The organism is Aestuariibaculum sp. M13 (assembly GCF_024723255.1).
GTDB classification, from domain to species: Bacteria; Bacteroidota; Bacteroidia; order Flavobacteriales; family Flavobacteriaceae; genus Aestuariibaculum; species Aestuariibaculum lutulentum.
Genome location: NZ_JANIAC010000002.1, coordinates 308,195 through 333,382 on the forward strand (window position 1 = coordinate 308,195; position 25,188 = coordinate 333,382).

17 protein-coding genes are annotated in these 25,188 nt (G+C 34.1%); 14 read left to right on the forward strand and 3 right to left on the reverse strand.

Going from position 1 to position 25,188, the window contains the following annotated elements; genetic code table 11:
* Positions 1-297: 297 nt before the first annotated feature.
* Both NO995_RS08515 and NO995_RS08520 read left to right on the forward strand, forming a co-directional pair.
* Positions 298-2,619 carry a T9SS type A sorting domain-containing protein gene (locus NO995_RS08515; protein WP_258227139.1) on the forward strand — a complete coding sequence of 774 codons (2,322 nt, stop codon included), beginning with the start codon at positions 298-300 and terminating at the stop codon, positions 2,617-2,619.
* 44 nt (positions 2,620-2,663) lie between these two features.
* Complete coding sequence (locus NO995_RS08520; protein ID WP_258227140.1) at positions 2,664-4,046, forward strand: VCBS repeat-containing protein; 1,383 nt, start codon at positions 2,664-2,666, stop codon at positions 4,044-4,046.
* A gap of 67 nt (positions 4,047-4,113) precedes the next feature.
* Here the strand turns inward: NO995_RS08520 and NO995_RS08525 are convergent, their stop codons facing one another.
* Positions 4,114-7,716, reverse strand: a complete 3,603-nt coding sequence (locus NO995_RS08525; RefSeq protein WP_258227141.1) for a T9SS type A sorting domain-containing protein — start codon at positions 7,714-7,716, stop codon at positions 4,114-4,116.
* A 635-nt stretch (positions 7,717-8,351) separates the two neighbouring features.
* On the opposite strand from NO995_RS08525, the gene NO995_RS08530 reads away from it, so the two are divergent.
* Positions 8,352-9,728, forward strand: a complete 1,377-nt coding sequence (locus NO995_RS08530) for a TlpA disulfide reductase family protein (RefSeq protein WP_258227142.1) — start codon at positions 8,352-8,354, stop codon at positions 9,726-9,728.
* 49 nt (positions 9,729-9,777) lie between these two features.
* On the opposite strand, the gene NO995_RS08535 is transcribed toward NO995_RS08530, so the two are convergent.
* Complete coding sequence (locus tag NO995_RS08535) at positions 9,778-11,334, reverse strand: NAD(P)H-hydrate dehydratase (RefSeq protein ID WP_258227143.1); 1,557 nt, start codon at positions 11,332-11,334, stop codon at positions 9,778-9,780.
* 395 nt (positions 11,335-11,729) lie between these two features.
* Between NO995_RS08535 and thrA the strand changes: the two genes are divergently transcribed.
* The 6 genes from thrA to NO995_RS08565 all read left to right on the forward strand — a co-directional run bounded on the left by thrA (position 11,730) and on the right by NO995_RS08565 (position 19,235).
* Positions 11,730-14,177: a bifunctional aspartate kinase/homoserine dehydrogenase I gene (gene thrA, locus NO995_RS08540; protein ID WP_258227144.1), complete on the forward strand. Its 2,448-nt coding sequence runs from the start codon at positions 11,730-11,732 to the stop codon at positions 14,175-14,177.
* Positions 14,178-14,271: 94 nt separating this feature from the next.
* Complete coding sequence (locus NO995_RS08545) at positions 14,272-15,195, forward strand: homoserine kinase (RefSeq protein WP_258227596.1); 924 nt, start codon at positions 14,272-14,274, stop codon at positions 15,193-15,195.
* Positions 15,196-15,220: 25 nt separating this feature from the next.
* Complete coding sequence (gene thrC, locus NO995_RS08550) at positions 15,221-16,513, forward strand: threonine synthase (protein ID WP_258227145.1); 1,293 nt, start codon at positions 15,221-15,223, stop codon at positions 16,511-16,513.
* A 113-nt stretch (positions 16,514-16,626) separates the two neighbouring features.
* Positions 16,627-18,267, forward strand: a complete 1,641-nt coding sequence (locus NO995_RS08555; protein WP_258227146.1) for a sulfatase — start codon at positions 16,627-16,629, stop codon at positions 18,265-18,267.
* Between the two features lie 169 nt (positions 18,268-18,436).
* On the forward strand, positions 18,437-18,997 hold the full coding sequence (locus NO995_RS08560) for a sugar O-acetyltransferase (protein ID WP_258227147.1): 561 nt from the start codon (positions 18,437-18,439) through the stop codon (positions 18,995-18,997).
* A 1-nt stretch (position 18,998) separates the two neighbouring features.
* Positions 18,999-19,235 carry a hypothetical protein gene (locus tag NO995_RS08565; protein WP_258227148.1) on the forward strand — a complete coding sequence of 79 codons (237 nt, stop codon included), beginning with the start codon at positions 18,999-19,001 and terminating at the stop codon, positions 19,233-19,235.
* 13 nt (positions 19,236-19,248) lie between these two features.
* On the opposite strand, the gene NO995_RS08570 is transcribed toward NO995_RS08565, so the two are convergent.
* The gene (locus NO995_RS08570; RefSeq protein ID WP_258227149.1) at positions 19,249-20,574 is read right to left on the reverse strand and encodes a LamG domain-containing protein; all 1,326 of its coding nucleotides are present in this window, start codon (positions 20,572-20,574) and stop codon (positions 19,249-19,251) included.
* A 293-nt stretch (positions 20,575-20,867) separates the two neighbouring features.
* On the opposite strand from NO995_RS08570, the gene gcvT reads away from it, so the two are divergent.
* The 5 genes from gcvT to NO995_RS08595 all read left to right on the forward strand — a co-directional run bounded on the left by gcvT (position 20,868) and on the right by NO995_RS08595 (position 25,136).
* Positions 20,868-21,950, forward strand: coding sequence for a glycine cleavage system aminomethyltransferase GcvT (gcvT, locus tag NO995_RS08575; protein WP_240573935.1), 1,083 nt, complete (start codon positions 20,868-20,870; stop codon positions 21,948-21,950).
* Positions 21,951-21,967: 17 nt separating this feature from the next.
* On the forward strand, positions 21,968-22,804 hold the full coding sequence (locus NO995_RS08580) for a sugar nucleotide-binding protein (RefSeq protein WP_258227150.1): 837 nt from the start codon (positions 21,968-21,970) through the stop codon (positions 22,802-22,804).
* Positions 22,805-22,868: 64 nt separating this feature from the next.
* Positions 22,869-23,165, forward strand: a complete 297-nt coding sequence (locus NO995_RS08585) for a 4a-hydroxytetrahydrobiopterin dehydratase (protein WP_240573941.1) — start codon at positions 22,869-22,871, stop codon at positions 23,163-23,165.
* A gap of 127 nt (positions 23,166-23,292) precedes the next feature.
* Positions 23,293-24,012: a YebC/PmpR family DNA-binding transcriptional regulator gene (locus NO995_RS08590; protein WP_240573944.1), complete on the forward strand. Its 720-nt coding sequence runs from the start codon at positions 23,293-23,295 to the stop codon at positions 24,010-24,012.
* Positions 24,013-24,149: 137 nt separating this feature from the next.
* Positions 24,150-25,136 (forward strand): Gfo/Idh/MocA family protein, encoded by a 987-nt coding sequence (locus NO995_RS08595; protein WP_258227151.1) that lies wholly within the window; start codon positions 24,150-24,152, stop codon positions 25,134-25,136.
* The last annotated feature ends 52 nt before the right edge of the window (positions 25,137-25,188 follow it).

Below are 25,188 nucleotides of genomic sequence, written 5' to 3' on the forward strand. Positions count from 1 at the left end.
CTGATACACAGGTAGTTAATCCCATTTTAATTGTGTTAAAATATTTTATTATTTAACCTTGTTTCCTTTATATTTGCCCGACTTGATTTTAGATGGCTTCACTAGTAGTTAACTGAGCGTCAAATAGATTTAGTTGTCTTCTCCTACTTTTTTTAAAAATCATTATTGGAGTATTTTTCTTTCTTTTAAAATAAAAACATAAGAATTTTATCGTTTAAAAGCTTAAAAATCAGATTATTGGTTGCAAATTAACATTTGTTTATTTATGTTTGACCCAAACCAACAACTAATCATCTTATGAATAAAGTTTTATTTTTCATTTTTTTAATAGCTACTAATTCTATTTCTTACAGCCAATCCCTTTTCGGTCCCAAGCAGACCATTTCAACAAGTACGGGGTACCTTCCGTATGTTATTGATTCTAAAGATTTGGATAATGACTCTTATATCGATATTGTTATCGGTACAAATGCGGGTAATACCATTGAATGGTATAAGAACAATAAAAATGGGACTTTCACTTTACAACCACTTGTTTCGTCAACTATTTCAAGCATTGGTGGTCTTGTAATAGCCGATATTGATGGTGATAACGATAATGACATTATAGCTACATCTAGTTTGAGCAATAATTTAGTCTGGTATGAAAATAATGGTGCGGGTGAATTTAGCAGCGCCCGAATTATTGCTAGCGGTTTAACTCGTGCTGAAAAGGTTAAAGTTGCTGATATAGACAATAATAATACTTTAGATATCATTGTAAGCGTATACGATTTAGATGTTGTTCAGTGGTATTCAAATGATGGATCTGCTAATTTTAGCGCAGCACAACCTATAAGTAATTTAGCAAATTACAGACCAGTTAGTTTTGATGTAGGAGATGTTGATAATGATGGAGATATGGATGTTGTAGTTGCCTATGACTATACCTATTTAGTGAAATTATTCTTAAATAACTATACAGGAAGCAATAGCGTTTCTTTTACACAGGCATCGAATAATGTTTCCATAAATGACTTTAAATTAAAAAATGTTTCCTTTGGTGATATTGACAATGATAATGATTTAGAAATTTTAAAGATTGACAAAAATCAAAATCCTAAATGGTATAATATTGAATCTGACGGTAGTTTTACCGAGCACACTCTATCATCTTCCGTCTCTAATCCCGCATTTGCTCAAATATCAGATTTTGATGGAGATTCAAAAAATGATATAGCTATTGGATATTCAAGCACATCCTCTAATGCCAAAATAACCTGGTATAAAAATTCAAATTTATCAACAGAAAATACTATTGACGATTCTCAAAATAATGTCTTAGGGTTTACCGTTAACGACTTCGATAACGACGGCGATTTAGACATTGCAAGTGTTTCTACTTCTGAAAACCATCTAAACTGGTTTGAAAATATTGGGAGTACTGCTTGTCTAGATTCAGATTATGATGGTGTTTGTGATAGTGAAGATGTTTGCCCTGGTTTTGATGATACTATAGACAATAATGGCAATGGTATACCTGATGGTTGTGAAGATATTAATATTTGTACTGAAAGCACAACTTATTTTAGTAATAGTTCATTATCCCATAGCGGCAATGACTCTAATAGCAACACTCTAGACCTACCTGCTAATAGTCAAAATGTTTCTTTTATTATAAGTGGTATAGATGAAAAGCTAAAAGGTAAACCATCAAGCCAATATATTGAGCAAGTTATGGTTACTTATGTTGATGGGCAAAATAATACTCATAACTATGGAGCTTATAGTGGATCTGTAACTAACAGTCAATTAATAGAAATTAATGGTTTTGTTAAATCTGTAACTATTACTTTATCAAATTCATTAAATACTAATACCAATTCTAACATGATAATTGATTTTTCAGATGTAACCTTTTGTGGTGAAAATAATGAATCAAGTGATTGTATTGAAAACACGTCTTACTTTAATGTTAATCAACTTACTAACAACAACTCAAATTCCAATAGCACAACACTTTTACTACCAAATGATAATAAAAATGTATCATTTTCAATAAGTGGAATAAATCAGAAGTTAAAAGGAAAAACCGGCAGTACCTATTCAGAACAAGTTATTGTGAATTATGTCGATTCAAACGGACAAACTCAAAATTACGGTTACTATAGTGGATCTACTACATCAGAAATATCTATATATATTCCTGAAAAAATAAATTCTGTTACAATTACCTTGAATAATGAATTAAGCGGAAGTACATCCGCTAATATGTCAATTGATTTAAGTGCAGTTACCTTTTGCTCTAACCAAACTATTCAATCTAAAACAGTAATCACAAAAAAAACATTAGAAAACAATTCTTTAAATAACAATGAAGAACATTTAAATAATCAAATTAATATTTACCCAAATCCCGTATCAGAAAACTTATTTATTAAAGTAAACTCTTTTTTTAATCCTGAACTCGAAATTTCAATTTTCAACTTATCAGGTCAGCTGGTAAAGAAGAATATTTCACAAAACAGGGATAGCTTAAATTTAAATCTTAATGAATTACCAAGTGGTTTTTACATTATTCAAATTCTGAATAGCGAAAATAAAAGTTTACTAAAGACAGAAAAACTGTTAGTTAAATAAATGGCACACTATAAATAAAACACAATATTTTAAACTATTATGTTATGAAAAAAATATTACTTTTTTTAGCTGGATTATTATTTATAATTCCTACTTACAGCCAATCCCTTTTCGGTCCCAAGCAGACCATTTCAACAAGTACGGGGTACCTTCCGTATGTTATTGATTCTAAAGATTTGGATAATGACTCTTATATCGATATTGTTATCGGTACAAATGCGGGTAATACCATTGAATGGTATAAGAACAATAAAAATGGGACTTTCACTTTACAACCACTTGTTTCGTCAACTATTTCAAGCATTGGTGGTCTTGTAATAGCCGATATTGATGGTGATAACGATAATGACATTATAGCTACATCTAGTTTGAGCAATAATTTAGTCTGGTATGAAAATAATGGTGCGGGTGAATTTAGCAGCGCCCGAATTATTGCTAGCGGTTTAACTCGTGCTGAAAAGGTTAAAGTTGCTGATATAGACAATAATAATACTTTAGATATCATTGTAAGCGTATACGATTTAGATGTTGTTCAGTGGTATTCAAATGATGGATCTGCTAATTTTAGCGCAGCACAACCTATAAGTAATTTAGCAAATTACAGACCAGTTAGTTTTGATGTAGGAGATGTTGATAATGATGGAGATATGGATGTTGTAGTTGCCTATGACTATACCTATTTAGTGAAATTATTCTTAAATAACTATACAGGAAGCAATAGCGTTTCTTTTACACAGGCATCGAATAATGTTTCCATAAATGACTTTAAATTAAAAAATGTTTCCTTTGGTGATATTGACAATGATAATGATTTAGAAATTTTAAAGATTGACAAAAATCAAAATCCTAAATGGTATAATATTGAATCTGACGGTAGTTTTACCGAGCACACTCTATCATCTTCCGTCTCTAATCCCGCATTTGCTCAAATATCAGATTTTGATGGAGATTCAAAAAATGATATAGCTATTGGATATTCAAGCACATCCTCTAATGCCAAAATAACCTGGTATAAAAATTCAAATTTATCAACAGAAAATACTATTGACGATTCTCAAAATAATGTCTTAGGGTTTACCGTTAACGACTTCGATAACGACGGCGATTTAGACATTGCAAGTGTTTCTACCTCTGAAAACCATTTAAATTGGTTTGAAAATTTAACAGTATCAAAATCACTAAGTAGTGACGATTTCAATAAAAATACAATTACAATTTATCCTAATCCAACAAGTGATTATTTATATTTCAACAACTACAACCTTAGTAATAAGAACGTATCAATATTTAATATGTTAGGCAAAAGAGTTTTAACTTCTAAAATAGAATCTTCTAATAATAGCTTAAATGTTTCTTTTTTAACAAAAGGATTGTACATTATTCAAATACAAGAAACAAATACCACATTAAAATTTATAAAACAATAATTATTTTTAACTTATAAATAAAGGGGCAGCCAAATGGCTGCCCTTTTTCATTTTAATTAACTAACTCTTATTGTCGTTTTATTTGCTGTCTCTTAGAGGAAACAACTTTTTTAACTAAGGTTCCTTTATTTGTGGTTAATCTAACAAAGAACATTTGATCATCAAAACGAGATAAATCCAGTTTCGTATTATCAACAGTTCCTTTTCTGTAATTGTTATTTACAGCTTTTTTAACCACTGCACCTTTAAGATCATAAACATCTATTTTCACATTTGTATCGTATTCGAACTTGTAACTAACCGTTACTTCTTCTTCAAACGGCACAGGATAAGCTGTAAATGTTACTTTAGTATCTCCTACTTTACCCCAACCATCTGTATCAACATCACATCCAACAACTGGCAATCCATTCGAGGTATCAGTATCAAATATACCTCCTTCTTCTGGAGATGCTGGATACGGAGTACAACCTTCAGGGATATAACTTTCACAAACTACAGCATGAACAATAACATAGAAATCTCCTGACACATTTTCAAGTACTGGTGTGCAGTAATTTTGAATGTATCCTAAATCTCCTCCATTAAAACTATATTGCCCAGGGGCTACTGTATTAGCTCCTTTATTAGTTTTAGGATAAGGTTCACAACCTATATAAACATGTGCTTCAGACATTACATAGCCAGGTTTTAAGTTATAACATACCTGCACTGTACCATCGTTGTTATACTCAACTGTTACTGTTCCTGTATTAGTGCCTTTACTTAAGTCACAACGTCCAGCTCCAGCATAAAGATCGAACTCAACTGGGGCTCCACCTTGAGCTGATGCTGGTATTCTGTTAACCCATCCCCAACGATTGAAACCATCATTACGGAAGCAACTACTATAATCCTCATCTACAACTGTGTAATCACCAGAAACTTCAGTTTTAACTGCAAATCCAGTTTCACAATTAGGTGTACAATTATAAACTTCTACCTGGACATTACAAGTACTTGAACATCTTGTATCTTGCGAACTTTCATCATATACAGTTACTGTTAAATTATAGATGCCTTCAGGAGCTGTTCCTAATAATGTAGGATTTGCTGAGGTCGCATCATCTAAATATTCAGAACCAACGCCACTCCATACAAAACTATAAGTGCTTTGATCGTCTTCTCCTATACCTCCTGAACCTATAACGTGTAATGTTATTGGTGCTCCAACACAGGCCATTACATTATCTGCATAGGCGTTACATGATGGTGTAGGATTTATTGTTATTAAGAAACTCTCTTCATCGTAACAGTTTGGATCAGTTCCAGTTTCTGCATACACATAAATGGTTTGTGTTGAAGTAATTGGATCTCCTACAGATAACATAGTTCCTGTTCCTCCTGGACCTGTGTAATAATCTCCATCACCTGTTATTGCTGGAAGATTATAACTATCACAAGCTGTTACTGGATCAATCGGATCTACATCTGGTGTTACATTTATTGTTATTAAGAAACTCTCTTCATCGTAACAGTTTGGATCAGTTCCAGTTTCTGCATACACATAAATGGTTTGTGTTGAAGTAATTGGATCTCCTACAGATAACATAGTTCCTGTTCCTCCTGGACCTGTGTAATAGTCTCCATCACCTGTTATTGCTGGAAGATTATAACTATCACAAGCTGTTACTGGGTCAATCGGATCTACATCTGGCTCTCCAATTATAGTCAACTGTAACTCTGCTTTAATAGGACAATCAACCCCTGATTTTGAAACTTTTGCAAAAAAAGTATAAAACCCGGCTTTAGCAATTAAGTCTTGAACATCTTCTAAAGTTAACACCTTATCACTAAACACCTTTGTTCCTGCATCATAGTTTTTAAACCACTCAATGACAATATCTGTTAAATCAGGAAGTAATTGAGTATTGTAGGTACTAAATGGAGTGGTTAGAGCTAAAGCTCCTTCACATGAGGACAGAGGTACATTTTGTGGAGCTGGTGGTGCTGATATTACAACATTAACAGGTTCTGTAGTTACAGCACATCCCCAAGGACTTGTCACAGTTACTCTGTATTGTCTTACTCCAGCCACATTGGTTGCAGCAGGATAAGTTGGAGAGTCTACCCCTACAGAAGACCATACATCTGGATCTGAACTTGTTTTTTCCTCCCAAGCATAATGATAAAGGGCTGGAGCTATATCGTCCGCAGAAGGTGTTGGTACTGCTGTAAGTGATACAGGGTCACCATCTAAACAAGCTGTACCACCTGCAAGGCTAACTTCTAACACCGGTTTATCTCCTAAATTAAAGGGCCCTCCTAAATCTTTTAACGAAGACGTCCAAGATGCTGAGGATCTTGATTTGACCATTACAGAACCTAAAGTACTTTCACAGTTACCAGATTCCGATTGTGTATCAAACCCTAAAGCTGTTGCGTTAATAGCAAATTCCACAAAAGTATCTGTAGGGTATTCTAAAACTGGCTGACTATTTCCTGAATCAATGGTTCCCCAATAAGGAGCGGGACTCGGTCCTGTATTATTTAATTGTGTAAAAACAGCCTGATCTTTACCTTGTCTCAATTTAATTTCAGCGTAACCAAAATTAGATTCATCACCTTCTATTGAGTTTGTACATGGTGTAAAATCTCCAGTAAAATCAAAAGGTCTTGCATCATATAATGAATCATTATTAAAATCTGTTAGTGTTCCTAAAAATTGACTTATTGCATCGATATCAATCCAAACCAATAACGTTACTTCTGCTGTACGCCCACCATCTTTATAATCTACAGACAATAAAATATCTCCATGGTTATCATCAAGAACCCCTCCATCTGTAGGATCAAAATAATACGCCGTGTGACCACAATCCTCTCCCTCACCTGGATTATCATAAACAATATTCTGAATGGTACTAACTCCCTCTGGTCCATCTATTGGTTCCAAGTGTATTTTTTTCCGGTAATATTCAAAATCCAGGTGATTACTACCATCGGCATCAGCAGTAGATGCGCCTAAAAACGCCCACTCATTTGTTCCATCTTCATCACCAACATTTCCTCTTCTTAAATGTCCATAAACATCTATAATATCAGTCTTAGTTGGCACACTGGCTATTTTAAACTGCCAGGCACGTGGATCATCGAAATTTTTATTAATATCCTGTTCAAAAACCGTTTTATCCGGATCGTTACCGGATTTCACATAGGTATCTCTAAAATATTTGGCATCAATCCAAACACGACCATCACCTTCAGGAGTTGTGTAAATTGGTGATGATTGCCCCAATTCTATACTGGTATTTTCTCCATTTTCAATTGTAGCAATTTTTGCTAAAGCTGAAGCTGAAAAAATATCAATTACACCTGCTCCTGTGACGGTAGTTCCATCAGGTGCTATTTTAAACCAATCATCAGTACCATATCCAAGCGTTCCGAAACCAAATATTTTTTCTCTTCCTGTATTCGGCCACATGGATATTGTATCGTTATAAACATCTCCATCAGTACCAAAATCAGCTTTTGTTTCGGTAGATGCAGGAATAATAATCTGCGCCTTAACCGTAGTGACGCTAAACAAAAAAAGCATGAATACAAACAAGCTTAAGGCTCGTTTAACATGCTTTGATAACCAACAGTAATACGCTGTTTGATTAGTAAATCGTTGAGTAAAATTGTTCATTAACATAACAGTAGTTTTAATTAGTAAATATGTTAACACAACAATCGTAAAGTTCGAAACATCTAAACTTGCTTAGCAACTCCAGGTGTTCTTTCAGAACAGGGTGACATGTGGGCATTTTAATTACCTAACAGTCGTAAAGTTCAAATTCTTTAAGCTGTAATAGCCTAAAACATAAAGTATAGAGATAAATAGGGCGGCTTACCCAACAAAAGAAAAGTTCCAGAAAACCAAAGCAATTATATAACAAATTACTCAAGTAAACTTGATAGTACAAGGATGAAAATAGGGCATTTCAAACTGCTATTAATCAAAATGCGCTTTTAACTATTAAAGAGAATAATAATATAAATATGAAAAGCATATGAGAGAATGGGTTATAACAAATATATGTAATAAAATACTGTTAAGCAAGAAGATTTTACCTTATAATTTATTTTTAGACCATCCGCACATTTAAACGATTAACAGATTTTTAACAATGTCTTTCATCTCCAAAACCTGCCCTTCTATATCTTTCCGCAACTTTAAAAATAATAAGAAACCAGTAATATTCAATCGTTAATATTAAGTGAAAGTTGCCAGCTAAACCATGTGTTTTTATATTTTTGAGAACATTAAATCTAAAATCAAACATGAAAAAACTACTAATCTTATCTACAGCTGTTGCTATGATAGCCTGTAAAGAAACGCCACAAGTAGATTACGCCCTTATTGGTGGAACTATTACAAATTTTAAAACCAACGCCAAAGTAACCATTAATACGCCTGATGGGTCTGTTAAAGAAGATTTAATGGTTGCTGAAAACGGTACTTTTGCAGATACTCTAAATACTAATAAAAATCTTTACGCTCTATACGACGGAAAGACACCTGTTTACCTTTATGTTGAACCTGGTTTTAATTTAAATGTTAATTATGATATTAACGATGTTCAAAATTCTTTAACTATTACAGGCAAGGGTGCTGAAATTAACAATTACTTAATTGCTAAAAGAAAAAAAGAAGGTGAACTTTTCGGTAAACCCAGAGAGACATATAAGCTTGAAGAAGCCGTTTATAAAGCTAAGTTAAATGATATTAAGACCGAACTTTCTGCTTTACTTAATGAAACTAAAGGTTTACCTGAAGAGTTTAAAGCCAAAGAGTTAAGAAATATAAATTACTTCTATTTAATGCTTCATGATAACTACGAAAATGCGCATCGAGCTTTAACGCAAAATCCAACATTCAAGGTCTCTGAAGAATTCATGAAAGAATTAGAAAACGTAGATTTTTCAAACCAAGAGGATTTTAAATACTCAACTTATTATAAAAACTTAGTGTCCGCTCACTACAGAAATAAAGCACAGGAATTAGTTAAAAATGATTCCATTGATTATGAAGTAGCTTACTTAAAATCTGTAGCAACAATTACAAATACCGATATGAAAAATGCTTTGGCTTTCGAGTTTGCAAACCAATACATTGGTCGCGCAGAGGATGTTGAAGCGTTTTATAACTTATACATTGAAAACTCTACAAACTCAGAAAATAATGCCATCATCACTGAAAAATATAATAAGTTAATGGCCTTAGCGGAAGGAAAACCTTCTCCAACCTTTACCGATTATGTAAATTATGAAGGAGGAAAAACATCGCTTTCAGACTTAAAAGGGAAATATGTTTACGTTGATGTTTGGGCAACCTGGTGCGGACCATGTAAACGTGAAATTCCTTTCTTAAAAGAAACTGAAGAAAAGTTTCATGATAATAACATCGAATTTGTAAGTATTTCAATTGACCAACAAAAAGATTTTGAAAAATGGAAATCTATGGTTGCTGAAAAAGAACTTAAAGGTGTTCAGTTATTTGCTGATAGTGATTGGAAATCATCTTTTGTTCAAGAGTACCAAATTAACGGTATTCCTCGTTTTATCTTAATCGATCCGAATGGAAATATTGTAAACTCGAATGCACCAAGACCTTCAGATCCTAAATTAACAGAATTATTTACATCGTTAGATATTTAATTTAAATCATTATAAAAACAAAAAAAGGCAGCTATTAGGCTGCCTTTTTTTATTTCTGTTCCTTATTATTTTGTTCATCTTCCTGAGTTGGTTCTGGTCGTTTAAACAAATCCAGATATGCTTCACCTATGTAACTAATAACATGACTGGCAGTTAAACTTTCGTAGCCATAATCTTCAACAGCAATATTTGCTGATTTTCCATGTAAATAAACACCAAAAACAGATGCAATCAACGGATCGTAACCTTGTGCTATTAATCCTGTAATCATCCCCGTTAAGACATCACCACTTCCTGCTGTGGCTAATCCGGGATTCCCAGTTGAATTGATATAAAGTTTCTCTTGATAGACAGTAATGGTATGTGCGCCTTTAATAATTACAATGACATTATGTTTTTTTGAGAAGGCTTTTACCTTATTAAGCTTATCAAAATCGTCAGTCCACTCGCCTATTAATCGTTCTAATTCTTTAGGATGTGGCGTTAAAACCGTTTCAGATGGTAATAAGTCTAATAACTCAGGCGCTCTGGACAATATATTTATTCCGTCAGCATCTATTACAGACGGTATTTTATTTTGTTTAAAAAAAACTTCCAAAGCTTTAATTGTTGGCGCTGCAGTTCCAATTCCTACACCCAAACCTATAACCGTAGGCTTAATCACAAAAGAAATATTCGTGATTTTCTCCTCATTTTTATCAGTTATAACCATCGCTTCTGGAAATCCAGATTGCAAAGGTATATAGCCGCATTTTGGAACATAAGCCGTAACCAATCCTGAGCCCACCGTAAGGGCTGCTTTACTTGCCAAGGTTACCGCACCAATCTTTCCGTAGCTTCCTCCAATAATCAAACTATGGCCAAAACTACCTTTATGTGAAAATTTATCTCGCGGAATATATAAAGGAATAACTTCGTTTTTACCAATTAAATTAGCTTCAGTTTCCGTTTCAAAAATATATTGCTGGTCAAAACCAATATCTAATACTTCCCATTGATCTGTAAACTTTGCGGTTTCTGGCAAGAAGAACACGAGTTTAGGTGTAACAAAACTCAACGTATAATTCGCTTTCACGACACACAAATCACTCTCAGGAACTTTATCGGTTTGTAACCCGGAAGGAATATCTACCGACAACGTAAAGGCTCTTGACTCATCAAAATGTTTAAACAATAATAAAACCCATTGCTGCATAGGTCGGTTTAAGCCAATTCCGAAAACGGCATCAACAATTATATCGCGTTCTCCTATTTCAGGAAAGTCATCACCTTCCTTTAATAATGTTGGCCAATCCTTTGTGGTTTGCTTAATACGGTCGTAATTAATTAAAAAATCTTTAGAACGCTTATCACTATAATTAACGATATAGGTTTTTACATTATACCCATCCAGAATAAGATGCCTCGCCAAAACTAACCCATCACCTCCATTATTACCTATTCCGCAAAAAATATGAATGGGTACTTGCCCACCCTGCATGCGCCGATGAAACCAATCAAAAATTGCCATTCCTGCCCGCTCCATAAGATCTGCAGACGATATTTGTTGACGTTCTACAGTTAAACGATCGCCTTCATAAACCTGTTCCTTCGAAAATATTTTCATTTATATTTTTATGTTTTAAAAAACTTCCTGTTTATAACTTCTTAATATTATCTTAAAATTATTTTGTTGAATATTCATTTCTCAATTCCTTTCGTGAATTTTATTAAACGAAAATCGATTCAATATAAGAATACCGTAAAAAAATTAGATTTGTTTTTTTATTACATTAAAAATAATACTTTTGGAAAGTACTATTACAGAAATAATGAATCTTTTAACCCAAAATATTAGCACAATGCATCCTTTTTCTTCAAAAGGATACACTACTATTTTCGGTACAACTACAATTATTACAACCCCTTGGGGTTGCTAATTATATATTCTTCAGGCTCATTTTGTAATTCTACAATTACAACCAAACAACATATTTAACTAAACAAACAATTTCTTAAAACATGAAAGTTTTAAAATTTGGAGGAACATCTGTAGGTTCATCGAAAAACATCAACAACGTTATAAATATATTAGAAAACTATTCTAAAAACGATACCATTGCTTGTGTGGTTTCGGCTGTTGGTGGCATTACAGACAAACTGCTTTTAGCTGGTAAACAGGCTCAAAATAAAGAGCAACAATATATCGATACCTTTAACTTAATTAAAGACATTCATTTTAACATTATTAATGAACTTAATTTAGGAAACAGTTCATCAATCATTTCTTTTGTAGATGAAAAATTAAATGCCCTTAAAAGTTTATTAGATGGTATCTTTTTAATTAATGAATTATCGCCAAAAACATCTGATAAATTAGTTAGTTTTGGCGAATTATTATCATCGTACATTATTGCTGAAACAATGAAGAATCGGGGCATTTCAGCTAATTCTAAAAACTCACAGGAGCTCATCGTTACTAATTCCAACTTCACAAAAGCAGAAGTTAAATACGACTTAACAAATAAAAATATTCAGGACTATTTTAATAGTGCTACTCAAAAAATTACCATTCTTCCGGGGTTCATTTCAAAATCTAAATTAGGCGAACAAACTACTTTAGGTCGTGGAGGATCGGACTTTACAGCTGCTATTGTTGCCGCTGCTTTAAAAGTGGAACAATTAGAAATCTGGACAGATGTAAGTGGTATGTTTACGACTAATCCAAAACTAGTCAAGCAGGCCTACCCTATTGAAAAAATATCGTATCAGGAAGCTATGGAATTATCGCACTTTGGAGCTAAAGTATTATACCCTCCAACAGTGCAACCTGTACTGGACTTAAATATTCCTATTCATATAAAAAACACTTTAGAGCCGGAAGCTGCCGGAACCGTAATTTCTAACGATGAAGCTCCTGTAAATGGCTCTGTAGTAAAAGGGATTAGTAATATTAGTAACATTGCCTTGCTGACTTTAGAAGGCAGTGGTATGGTTGGTATTCCGGGTTTTTCGAAGCGTTTATTTGAAACCTTATCTCAGGAAAAAATTAATGTGATTTTAATCACTCAGGCGTCATCTGAACATTCTATATGTTTAGGTATTGATGAAAAGGATGCAGATTTAGCGAAATCGGCCATAGATGCGACGTTTGAAAACGAAATTCAGCTTCATAAAATCAATCCGATTATTGTTGAAACCGGTCTTTCAATCATTGCTTTAGTTGGTGATAATATGAAAAACCACCAGGGTATTAGCGGAAAAATGTTTAGCGCTTTAGGTCGAAACAATATTAATATACGTGCCATTGCCCAAGGAGCATCAGAGAAAAACATTTCAACGGTTATTGCAGAAAAAGATGTAAAAAAGGCGCTTAATACGTTACACGAACAATTTTTCGAATCGAGAACCAAACAGCTAAACGTATTTATTACCGGCGTTGGTAATGTGGGTGAAAAATTAGTAGAGCAAATTAAACAACAACGTAAATATTTAAAAGAAAATTTAAAAATCAACTTGCGTATAGCTGGTTTATCGAATTCAAGAAAAATGATTTTCAATGAAGACGGCATCGAATTAAGTGACTGGAAAGAACAACTTGAAAACGGTGAGCAGGCTTCTTTGGATGGTTTCTTCGAAAAAACAAAATCTTTAAACTTACGCAACAGTATTTTCGTTGACGTAACTGCGAATAAGGATGTAGCTTCACTTTACGAAAAATATTTGCGTCAAAGTATAGGCGTAGTTGCCTGTAATAAAATTGCATGCTCAAGCGATTATGACAATTATAAATTATTGAAGCGTCTATCTCTTAAATACAATGCGCCGTTTTTATTTGAAACTAATGTTGGTGCCGGTCTGCCTATCATGGATACACTTAATAATCTGGTGGCTTCTGGAGATAAAGTAACATCTATTCATGCCGTATTATCAGGGAGTTTAAACTTCGTTTTTAATAATTTTAATGATACAAATAAGTTCTATGATATTGTAAAACAGGCTGCAGCCGAAGGATACACAGAACCAGATCCACGAATTGATTTAAGTGGTGTTGATGTAGCCAGAAAAATTTTAATTCTTGCCAGAGAAAGTGGTATTGAAATGAATTTAGAAGATATTGAAAACACACCTTTCTTGTCGGAAGCCGGTTTAAAAAGTGACTCTGTAGACGATTTCTATCAGACTTTAATTGAAGATGAAGCTCATTACCAGGCATTATATGCGTCAGCGAAAGCGAAAGATTGCCAGTTAAAATATGTAGCCCAATTTAACAACGGAAAAGCAAGTGTTAGCTTACAGGAAATCCCAAGCGATCACCCGTTTTATAATTTGAAAGGTAGCGATAACATTGTTATGTTCTACACTAACCGTTACGCGAACCAACCAATGATTATAAAAGGAGCTGGTGCTGGTGCCGATGTAACGGCTTCTGGTTTATTTGCCGATATTATAAGAATTGGAAATAATTAAAACTGTTATCTAACTAAAACAAGAAAGGATGACATTACACAAACAAAATTCCAGCTTTTGCTCAAGTGCTGCTGAGAACTATTTATTAGAAAAGATGAACGAAATAAAAATATTTTCACCTGCTACCGTTGCCAATGTGGCTTGTGGTTTCGATGTTTTAGGATTTTGCCTTGACAGTGTAGGAGACGACATGGTTATTAGAAAGGTAGAACGAAAAGGCATCCATATCACACATATTGAAGGTTTCGATTTACCTTATAACGCTGAAGAAAATGTGGCCGGAGTTTCAGCTTTAGCCATGTACAATGCTATAGATGTGGACTTCGGTTTTGAAATTGAAATCTATAAAAACATCAAGCCAGGTAGTGGTATTGGTAGCAGTGCTGCCAGCGCAGTTGGTAGTGTTTTCGGTATGAACGAACTTATTGGTCGTCCGTTTAACAAAACGCAATTAACCGAATTTGCTATTAAAGGTGAAGCTTTAGCCAGTAAATGTGAACATGCCGATAACCTTGCGCCTGCCATGTTTGGTGGTTTTACTTTGGTAAAAAGTATCAGTCCTTTAGAGATTTTAGAAATCCCATCACCGGAAGATTTATACGCTACGATCATACATCCGCAAATAGAAATAAAAACTTCAGAAGCCAGAGCCATTCTTCCAAAAGAGGTGGCGTTAAGCAATGCCATTACGCAATGGGCTAACTTTGGAAGTTTAATTCATGGTTTACATACCAGCGATTATGGATTAATTCAGCGTTCACTTCAAGATGTCATTGTCGAACCTTACAGAAGTCAGTTAATTCCGAATTACCACGACGTTAAACAAGCTGTTATTGAAGCGGGAGCGTTAGGTGCCGGAATTTCAGGTTCAGGCCCTTCTATTTTTTCATTAAGTAAAGGGTTAGAAACGGCGCAAAAGGTTAAAGAAGCCATGAGTCAGGTTTACTCGAAGACAAATATTGATTTCGAAATTCACGTGACTAAGATTAACACTAACGGAATTAAAGTTTTAAACTAACTATTCATCATTATTTGATAATAAAATGAACTATTACTCATTAAACCAACAAGCACTAAATACATCTTTTAGAGATGCCGTTATAAAAGGGTTGGCACCCGATAAAGGCTTATACTTCCCTGAAAGTATTACACCACTTCCTCAGTCTTTTTTCGATAATATTGATAATTTGTCATATAGCGAAATTGCTTTCGAAGCTATTAAACAATTCGTTTCTCCTGAAATCCCGGAAGACATTCTAAAAACTATCGTTGAAGAAACCTTGTCTTTCGATTTTCCGATAGTGAAATTAAACGAAAACATTTCAACGCTTGAATTATTTCATGGCCCTACTATGGCCTTTAAAGATGTTGGAGCCCGTTTTATGGCACGTTGTTTAGGATATTTTAATCAAGATAACGATAAAGAGGTTACGGTTTTAGTTGCTACATCAGGTGATACTGGTGGTGCAGTTGCTAATGGTTTCTTAGGTGTAAAGGGTGTTAATGTAGTAATTCTTTACCCAAGCGGAAAAGTAAGCGATATTCAAGAAAAGCAGTTAACTACTCTCGGACAAAATATTAAAGCACTAGAAGTTAACGGCACGTTTGATGATTGCCAGGCCATGGTTAAAACAGCCTTTTTAGATGAAAGCTTAACCAGCCAGATGCAGCTAACATCGGCTAACTCTATTAATGTAGCGCGTTGGTTACCGCAATTGTTCTATTTTATGTTTGCGTACAAGCAATTACACAAACAATATAAAGACATTGTATTTTCTGTTCCGAGTGGAAACTTTGGTAATATCTGTGCTGGTATGATGGCTCAACAATTAGGGTTGCCAATCAAGCATTTTGTAGCTTCAAACAATGCTAATAATGTGGTAACGCGCTATTTGATTACGAAATTGTACGAACCAAAACCATCGGTTCAAACCATAAGTAATGCCATGGATGTTGGAGCACCGAGTAATTTTATCCGTATTCAGGAGATTTACAAAAACGATTTTGAAAACCTAAAAGAGAATTTAACCTCTTTTAGTTATTCTGATGCTGAGACCAAAGAAGCGATGCTGGAAATGTACAAAGATTTCAACTACGTTGCCGATCCGCATGGCGCTGTAGGCTATTTAGGTTGTAAAGACTATTTGGAATTAGAACCAGATGCACATTGCGTATTTTTAGAAACGGCCCATCCAACAAAGTTTTTAGATATTGTTGAGGATGTCATTAAAGAAAAACAATCGTTTCCAGAACAAATTCAAGCAGTAATGGATAAAGAAAAAGAATCTGTAGTTATTTCTACTTACGATGATCTAAAAGATTTCCTTTTAAAATAATACTGAAAAGCGTTTCAAATTGAAACGCTTTTTTTTTGTTCGAACGAATTGATATGAATGTTTATATTTACTACTCAAACTAAAACTTTCAAATTTTCTACTTAAAATCAACTATGAATTTTAAAAAATTTTCGACCCTAACCTTATCACTATCATTACTGATTTCTTGCGGGAAAGCAAATAAAACTCAAGATAAAACAGAAACAACATCAAAACGTCCGAATATTATCTTTATCATGTCCGACGATCATGCTTATCAGGCTATAAGTGCCTATAGTGATAAGTTAACAACAACACCAAATATTGACAGGATAGCCAACGATGGAATTTTATTTACCAATGCCTCAGTTACCAATTCCATATGTGCCCCATCAAGAGCAACAATTCTTACCGGAAAGCACACACATATTAATGGAAAAATAGATAACCTGTCCCCTTTTGACACCACTCAGGTTACATTCCCACAATTATTTCAAAAGGCGGGTTATCAAACCGCAATGTTTGGAAAACTTCATTTTGGAAATAGTCCCAAAGGTGTCGATGACTTCATGATTCTTCCTGGACAAGGGAATTATATTAATCCTGATTTTATTACTACAACCGGAGAAATAGTTAAGAAGGAAGGCTATGCTACAGATATTATCACAGATATGTCTATTGAATGGATGGATAAAAAAAGAGATACCACTAAACCATTCTTATTAATGTATCTTCATAAGGCGCCACACCGTGCCTGGTGGCCTAAACCAGATAGGTTTAAAGCTTATTCTCAACGTACATTCCTTGAACCAGAGTCTTTATTCGACGATTATTCCAACAGAGGAACGGCTGCTAAAACTTCCGAGATGAACATATTAAATCACATGTTGTTGTCTTACGACTTGAAAGTGTTTCCTGAAACTGTTGATGCTCTTGGCGCAAACACCGATAAAAGAAACACAGGCATGTTCAATCACGGTGATTTTTCAAGAATGAATGAAGAGCAAAAAGCCTTATACATGCCTATTTTAGATGCTATCAATAAGGATTTTAAAGACCGTTGGCCAACAATGACTGATGAAGACAAAATGCGTTGGAAATACCAACGTTACATGCAGGACTACTTAGCATGTATTTCTACTGTTGATGATAATATTGGTCGTGTTTTAGACTATTTAGAAGACCATGATTTAGAGGATAACACCATTGTAGTATATACTTCCGATCAAGGGTTTTACTTAGGAGAACATGGCTGGTTCGATAAACGCTTTATGTATAACGAATCTTTCAGAACGCCTTTAATGATTAAATGGCCTAACCAAATTGAGCCAGGTATAACGAGTGATGAAATGGTTCAGAATTTAGATTTTGCACAAACCTTTTTAGAAGCAGCCGGAATAGCCATTCCTGATGATATGCAAGGAGAAAGTTTGATGCCGCTACTAACAGGAAAAACCGAAGAATGGACTCGTGATGGTGTGTATTATCATTATTACGAATATCCTGCCGAACATTCGGTTAAACGTCATTATGGTATAGCTACCAAGGAATTCAAACTCATTCACTTCTATTACGATGTTGATGAATGGGAGTTATACGACCTTAAAAACGATCCGCAAGAAATGAATAATGTTTACAACCATCCTGATTATGCTGAAGTTGTTACCAGACTGAAAAAAGAATTAGCAGAAATGCGTGTAAAATATAAAGACTCTGATGAATTAGATGAAAAATTTATAAACCGATATAAAGAAAAAAGGAATCAGCATTACTAATAAAAAAGCGTTTCAATTGTGGAACGCTTTTTTATTGAAGTAAATAACTCGTAAATTTATTATCTCAAATGTTTAAATATGTAATGCCCACTGTTAATAAGTTACAAACAAACCGATATGTTAATTAGGGCATTCCATCTGACAATAAAAAAAAATAAAATATAAACAGATGAAATCAGAAAAGGAAAAAATGCTTGCCGGAGAGCCTTTCGATGCACATGGTGAAGAAATGATCGCCATCAGAACCAAAGTAAAACATATTCTGCACAAACTAAACGTTACTGAATATTACACCGATAAGTTTCAGGATACCATAAATGAATTGTGCCCAAATTCGGCTAAAAACATTCACTTAGAACCACCTTTTTATTGTGATTACGGAGAAAATATTTTTGCCGGTGATGGCGTATTCATAAACTTTGGAGCTGTTATTCTCGATGGCGCAAAAGTCTCTATCGGCAGAAAAACACTTATTGCTCCAGGCGTTCATATTTATACAGCGAGACATCCGCTAAATATTAAAGATAGACGCGTATGGGAAGACGTGCGCCCTATAACCATTGGTGAGGAATGCTGGATAGGTGGCCATGCAACTATATGCCCTGGAGTTACTATTGGCGACCGTTCAGTAATTGGTGCCGGATCGGTTGTTACAAAAGACATTCCTGCCGATTGTTTGGCGGTTGGTAATCCGGCAAGGGTTGTTAAACAATTAAATCAAAAGGACTAAAATGAATTTAACAGACTGGATTGGCTTCATTGGCGTTTCATTAATTCTCCTGGCTTATATTTTGAACGTTAGTAACAGAATTTCAAATACGCATATGGCTTTTATACTCCTAAATTTTATTGGAGCTTCAACAGCATGCTTTGCTTCAGTACTTTTAAACTACTGGCCCTTTATTATTTTAGAAGGTGTTTGGGCTACAGTGTCGTTAGTTTCCTTTTGGAAATACTTTAGGACCTAGCTATGCAACGGTTTTAAAACTTTTGAATTTTTGATTTTTCTATAGCTTCGATTTGCTTTTTTAAACTACCTGTAATTACCATATTAGATTTTTCTAATAAAAAATCCATAGCATTATCATCAATTGATTTTTTTTCATAAAGTCCGGCTAAGGATAGATAATTATGATGTTGATTCAATAAAAATGAAAAGGCATTCTCTCCCTGACTATCTAAAATATATACATTAATGCCAAATACTACATTGTATTCAGATTCGTTTGGAGGAAAAAGAATTTCAGAAACTAAATGATAATCTGTGGTCACTTCATTTTCTTTAACAGCACTGATTAATGCTTTTAATCCATTCTGAAAAAATTCAAGCTGTCCCCTTCCACTCAATTCTCCTGGATATAAATTTGAAGCATTAAATGAGACATTAAGATTACCCTCTTGTTGAAGCATTTCAAACAATTGTTTTCCTGTAGACTGAGAATACATTATAGTATCGACAGTTCTTAATATTGTAGGATATACAGTTATTTTAGACTTTTTATAAGTACCTACAAACGTATCTAGTGCTTTATTTTCAGGCATAAATCCCATATCAATTTCAGGAACATACTTCAGCATAGATAAAAATTTATCTGTAGTATGATTAGTGCCTTTTAAATAAGCATCAGCAGATTTAGCAATAATCTTCTCATTTAAAACACCTTCATAAATATTAAAGCCATCAATAGCTCCCAACCAAGTTTTATCTTGTAAATAACCCGATTTTCCAAGGTAGGCATACATATTACTCAAGTGCTCTATAGTATTTTCTATATGATTGTCTTTGCTTTTAGATCCAATAAGAACACCGTCTATGTAAAACTTAATCACTTTATTATCAAAAGTAGTTACCACATGATGAAATTTTGCATCTTGTAAAAAGGTAGTAGCTACATCTGTGCCTGAAGCCCAAGGTGCTGTATAATTTTTACAGGATATAGTTGTAACACTTGATTGGTTATTACATAATGATTGAAATACATAATCTACACCATAATTTCCTAAAGTATTTCCAAAATAGGAAAACATAGTATGTAAGTCATTACCTCCTCCTGCTAATAAAAAGGCTTCTAGGGAAAAGGACTTGTAGTTGTTAATCTTGATTATATCGGCTGGTAAATCTACATATTGATCTAACGCATACGCTAAATACATGCCATTAGTTATTTTACCGCCTTTAACAATACCATGAGCATCTCCTACAACATCATTAGGAGAGCCATCGTTAAAAGTATAGGAATGCCTTAATACCGGTTTTTGTGCTTGAATTTGAAGACAAAAAGACAATAGAATTAAGCAAAAAAACATAATCTTTATGTTTAGCCTAGTGTTTATATCTAAATATAAAATCATTACAACCTATTTAAAAACAGCTATTTAAATTACTAAATAATCTGATTTAAAACCACAATAAACTTCAATATTTAACTATATAAGTTAAGTTTTATATATAAAATAGGTTTTACATTATAATTCAATGTATAACATTTTGTGAACCATTTAAATTCAAAACTATTTCTTAAGTTCTTTTTAACTTTATATAAAATCAGGTATCTATAAAATTTCAATACATTTGCGTCACAAACTAAAATATTACGTAAATGAAGAATACAGCCTTAACAGAAACTCACATTGCTCTGGGCGCTAAAATGGTGCCTTTCGCAGGATACAACATGCCTGTACAATATGAAGGAGTTAATATTGAACATGAAACCGTAAGAAATGCTGTTGGTGTTTTTGATGTGTCTCACATGGGTGAGTTTTTAATTGAAGGTGAACATGCATTAGCTTTAATTCAAAAAGTATCGACTAACGATGCTTCTAAATTAACCATTGGTAAAGCGCAGTACAGCTGTATGCCAAACGATAATGGTGGAATTGTAGACGATTTAATTATTTATAAAATTAAAGACGAGCAATACTTATTAGTTGTTAATGCAAGTAACATAGATAAAGACTGGAACTGGATTCAATCTAAAAACGATGTAGGAGCAGACATGCGTAACCTAAGCGATGAATACTCGTTATTAGCTATTCAAGGACCAAAGGCTATCGAAGCGATGCAAAGCTTAACAAGTCACGATTTATCAGCTATAAAATTTTATTCTTTTGAAGTTGGTGATTTTGCTGGTATCGATAACGTAATCATCTCTGCAACCGGATATACCGGAAGTGGTGGATTTGAAATCTATGTAAAGAATGAAGATGTTCAACAAGTTTGGGATAAAGTATTTGAAGCTGGTGCCGATTTCGGAATTAAACCAATTGGTTTAGCTGCTCGTGATACGCTTCGTTTAGAAATGGGATATTGCCTATACGGAAATGATATCGACGACACCACCTCTCCTATTGAAGCTGGTTTAGGTTGGATTACAAAATTCACGAAAGACTTTACAAATTCTGAAGCTTTAAAAGCGCAAAAAGAAAACGGAGTAACACGCAAATTAGTCGCTTTCGAATTAGACGAACGTGGTATTCCGCGTCAAGGTTACGACATCGTTGATGCAGAAGGCAACAAAATTGGTAATGTTACTTCAGGAACTATGTCGCCAAGCTTAGGTAAAGGTATTGGTTTAGGGTATGTTCCAACAGAATTAACTGGACTAGAAAGCAAAATCTACATCCAAATACGTAAAAATGCAGTTCCTGCTACTGTAGTAAAACTGCCTTTTTATAAGGTATAACCACAAAATTCTATGTTATGAAACGCCTGCAAAACGAAGAAAAACATAGAATATTAATATTAGGGGCTAGCGGCTTTTTAGGCAATGCAATTTATAAAGAGCTATGCCCCTATTTTAACACTTTCGGCACCTTCAATACCGAAAACAAGCAATACGAAAAAAATCAGCATTTCTTTCAGTATAACTTTGAAGAGGATGATGTTTATGAAATTCTCGATGTTGTAAAACCAAGCATCATTATCTCAGCACTTCGTGGCGATTTTGCTGCACAGTTTATAGCCCATAAACACGTTGCTGAATACATTAGCAACCATAAAACCAAATTCATCTTTCTATCTTCGGCTAATGTATTTGATGCGTATAGCAAATACCCGAGTTATGAAGAAGACAAAACCCTTAGTAACAGCATTTACGGGCATTTCAAAATTAAAATTGAAAATATGCTCTTAAGACTTCCAAAAAAGAAAGTCGCTATACTTCGGTTACCAATGGTTTTTGGCCCCTATTCACCAAGAATCAAAGAAATTGCTCAGCATATTCGTGATAAAGAACCTGTTGAAGTCTTTCCTAATTTAATTATGAATGTCACCACACACACCAAAGTGACGCAACAGATTCACTATATAATCAACCGAAACAAATCGGGCATATTTCATTTAGGAAGTACCGATTTGGTACATCACGATGAGTTTATTCGAGAAATAATAAAAGTATCCGGCTTCAAAAAAGCTATTTATAAACGTGTATACACCACAAACGACGACCGGTATTTAGCTGTTTTACCAAAATACAACATGCTACCTAAAAACCTGCAATTACTAAGTCAGGAAATTTTAACAGAATTAGAAATATAATTGATTTTACAATTCTTAATTAGTACATTGTAGTTAATTATAACCCAATTAAAAACCATAGATTATGAGCAAATTATCAGAACAAGATATCGAAAAACGTTTACTTTCATTACCAGAATGGGACTATTATGACGATGCCATTCACGCTGAATTCGAATTCGACAACTTTAAAGACTGTTTTAGCGCCATGAGTCGTATTGCTTTCGAGTGCGAAGCATTAAACCATCACCCGGACTGGTCTAATACTTATAATATACTAACCATTTCGTTGTCTACTCACTCTGCGCATGGTGTAACCGAAAAGGATTTTGATTTAGCAAAAGCCATTGAAGCCATTGTAGAACCAGAGGACGAAGAATAAATACGCACAACAATTTAAAATCTAGCACAAATCCTTTACAGATTTTTTTAAATTTGCAGTTGAATATAAAATAACAATAACCTCTAAAAAGTTACTTTTAAAGTGACTTGATATAAATAATTAAATTATGGGAAGAGCTTTTGAGTTTAGAAAAGCACGTAAAATGAAGCGCTGGTCGGCGATGAGTAAAGCATTTACTCGCATTGGTAAAGATATTGTAATGGCTGTTAAAGAAGGAGGCCCAGATCCGGACAGCAACGCACGTTTAAGAGCGGTAATACAAAATGCCAAGTCGGTAAACATGCCTAAAGACAATGTTGAACGTGCCATTAAACGAGCTTCAGATAAAAATCAGGGTGATTATAAAGAAGTTATTTTTGAAGGTTATGCACCACACGGAATTGCTGTTTTAGTTGAAACGGCAACCGACAACAATACAAGAACTGTAGCTAACGTTCGTAGTTATTTTAATAAATGCGACGGAAGCTTAGGAACTTCAGGTTCTGTAGTATTTATGTTCGACCATACCTGTAATTTCAGAATTAAAGCTGATGGTTTAGATCCTGAAGAGTTAGAACTTGAATTTATCGATTTTGGTGCAGAAGAAGTATTTGCTGATGAAGATGGTATTTTAATCTATGCCCCTTTCGAAAACTTCGGAACCATTCAAGCGGAGTTAGAATCTCGTGGTATTGAAATTTTATCATCAGGTTTCGAGCGTATACCTCAGGTAACTAAAGAACTTTCTGCCGAGCAAGCTGCCGATGTAGAAAAGCTTCTAGAAAAACTTGAGGAAGACGATGACGTGCAAAACGTGTACCACACGATGCAAGAAGTTGAAGAATAATTCTTTACTATAAATATTGAAAAGGCTATCATTAATTTTGATAGCCTTTTTCTTTTCTAATATTCTTAACATAAAGATTATATTCGCTAAGTCTGACTTTAAATATAAATCTTAATTTAGAAAGAAAATATATACACATGATAAAAAACAATAAAGTTATTAGATGGGGCATTATAGGCTGCGGTGATGTTACCGAAGTAAAAAGTGGACCTGCATACAAACTAACAAAAGGTTTTGAGTTAACGGCTGTCATGCGGAGAAATGCAGATAAGGTTAAAGACTACGCAAAACGTCATCAAATTGAAAAATACTATACCGATGCCGACCAACTCATTGACGATCCTGATATTGATGCTGTATATATTGCCACACCACCAGATTCTCATATGTTTTATGCTTTAAAGGTAGCCGAAGCAGGAAAAATTTGTTGTATAGAAAAACCAATGGCGCCCAGTTATCAAGAAAGTTTAGCCATATACAATGCCTTTAATGAAAAGAATATTCCGCTTTTTGTGGCTTACTACAGACGCTCATTACCTCGCTTTACACAAGTAAAAGAATGGATTGACAATAATGAAATTGGTGATGTTAGACACATCAGTTGGCAATTCAGCGCACCTGCTTCCGACTTAGACAAATCTGGTGAATACAATTGGAGAACCGATGTAAAAATCGCTCCAGGAGGCTATTTCGATGATTTAGCAAGCCATGGTCTGGATTTTTTCACCTTTATTTTAGGAAACATAAAAGAAATAAAGGGTATTAGCCTCAATCAACAAGGTAACTATTCTGCAAAAGATGCCATAACCGCCTGCTGGGTGCACGAAAATAATGTAACCGGATCGGCATTCTGGAATTTTGATTGTAACGATAGACTAGACAAAGTCACCATTCTAGGAAGCAAAGGCAGCATTGAATTTGCTATATTTCATGAGAAACCTATAAAATTAAAAAGCGACAGGAATAAAGAAACGTTACATATCGAGCACCCAAAACACATTCAAATCTACCATGTTGAAGACATGCGAAACATGCTTATTCAAGGTAATTTTACACATCCTTCGCTTGGTGCTTCAGCATTACATACCAGTTGGGTGATGGATAAGATTTTAGGTAATTTATAACTAAACTTTTTTATTTAGCATTTTTTAACGTTTTCAAAGGTAAAACCAATCT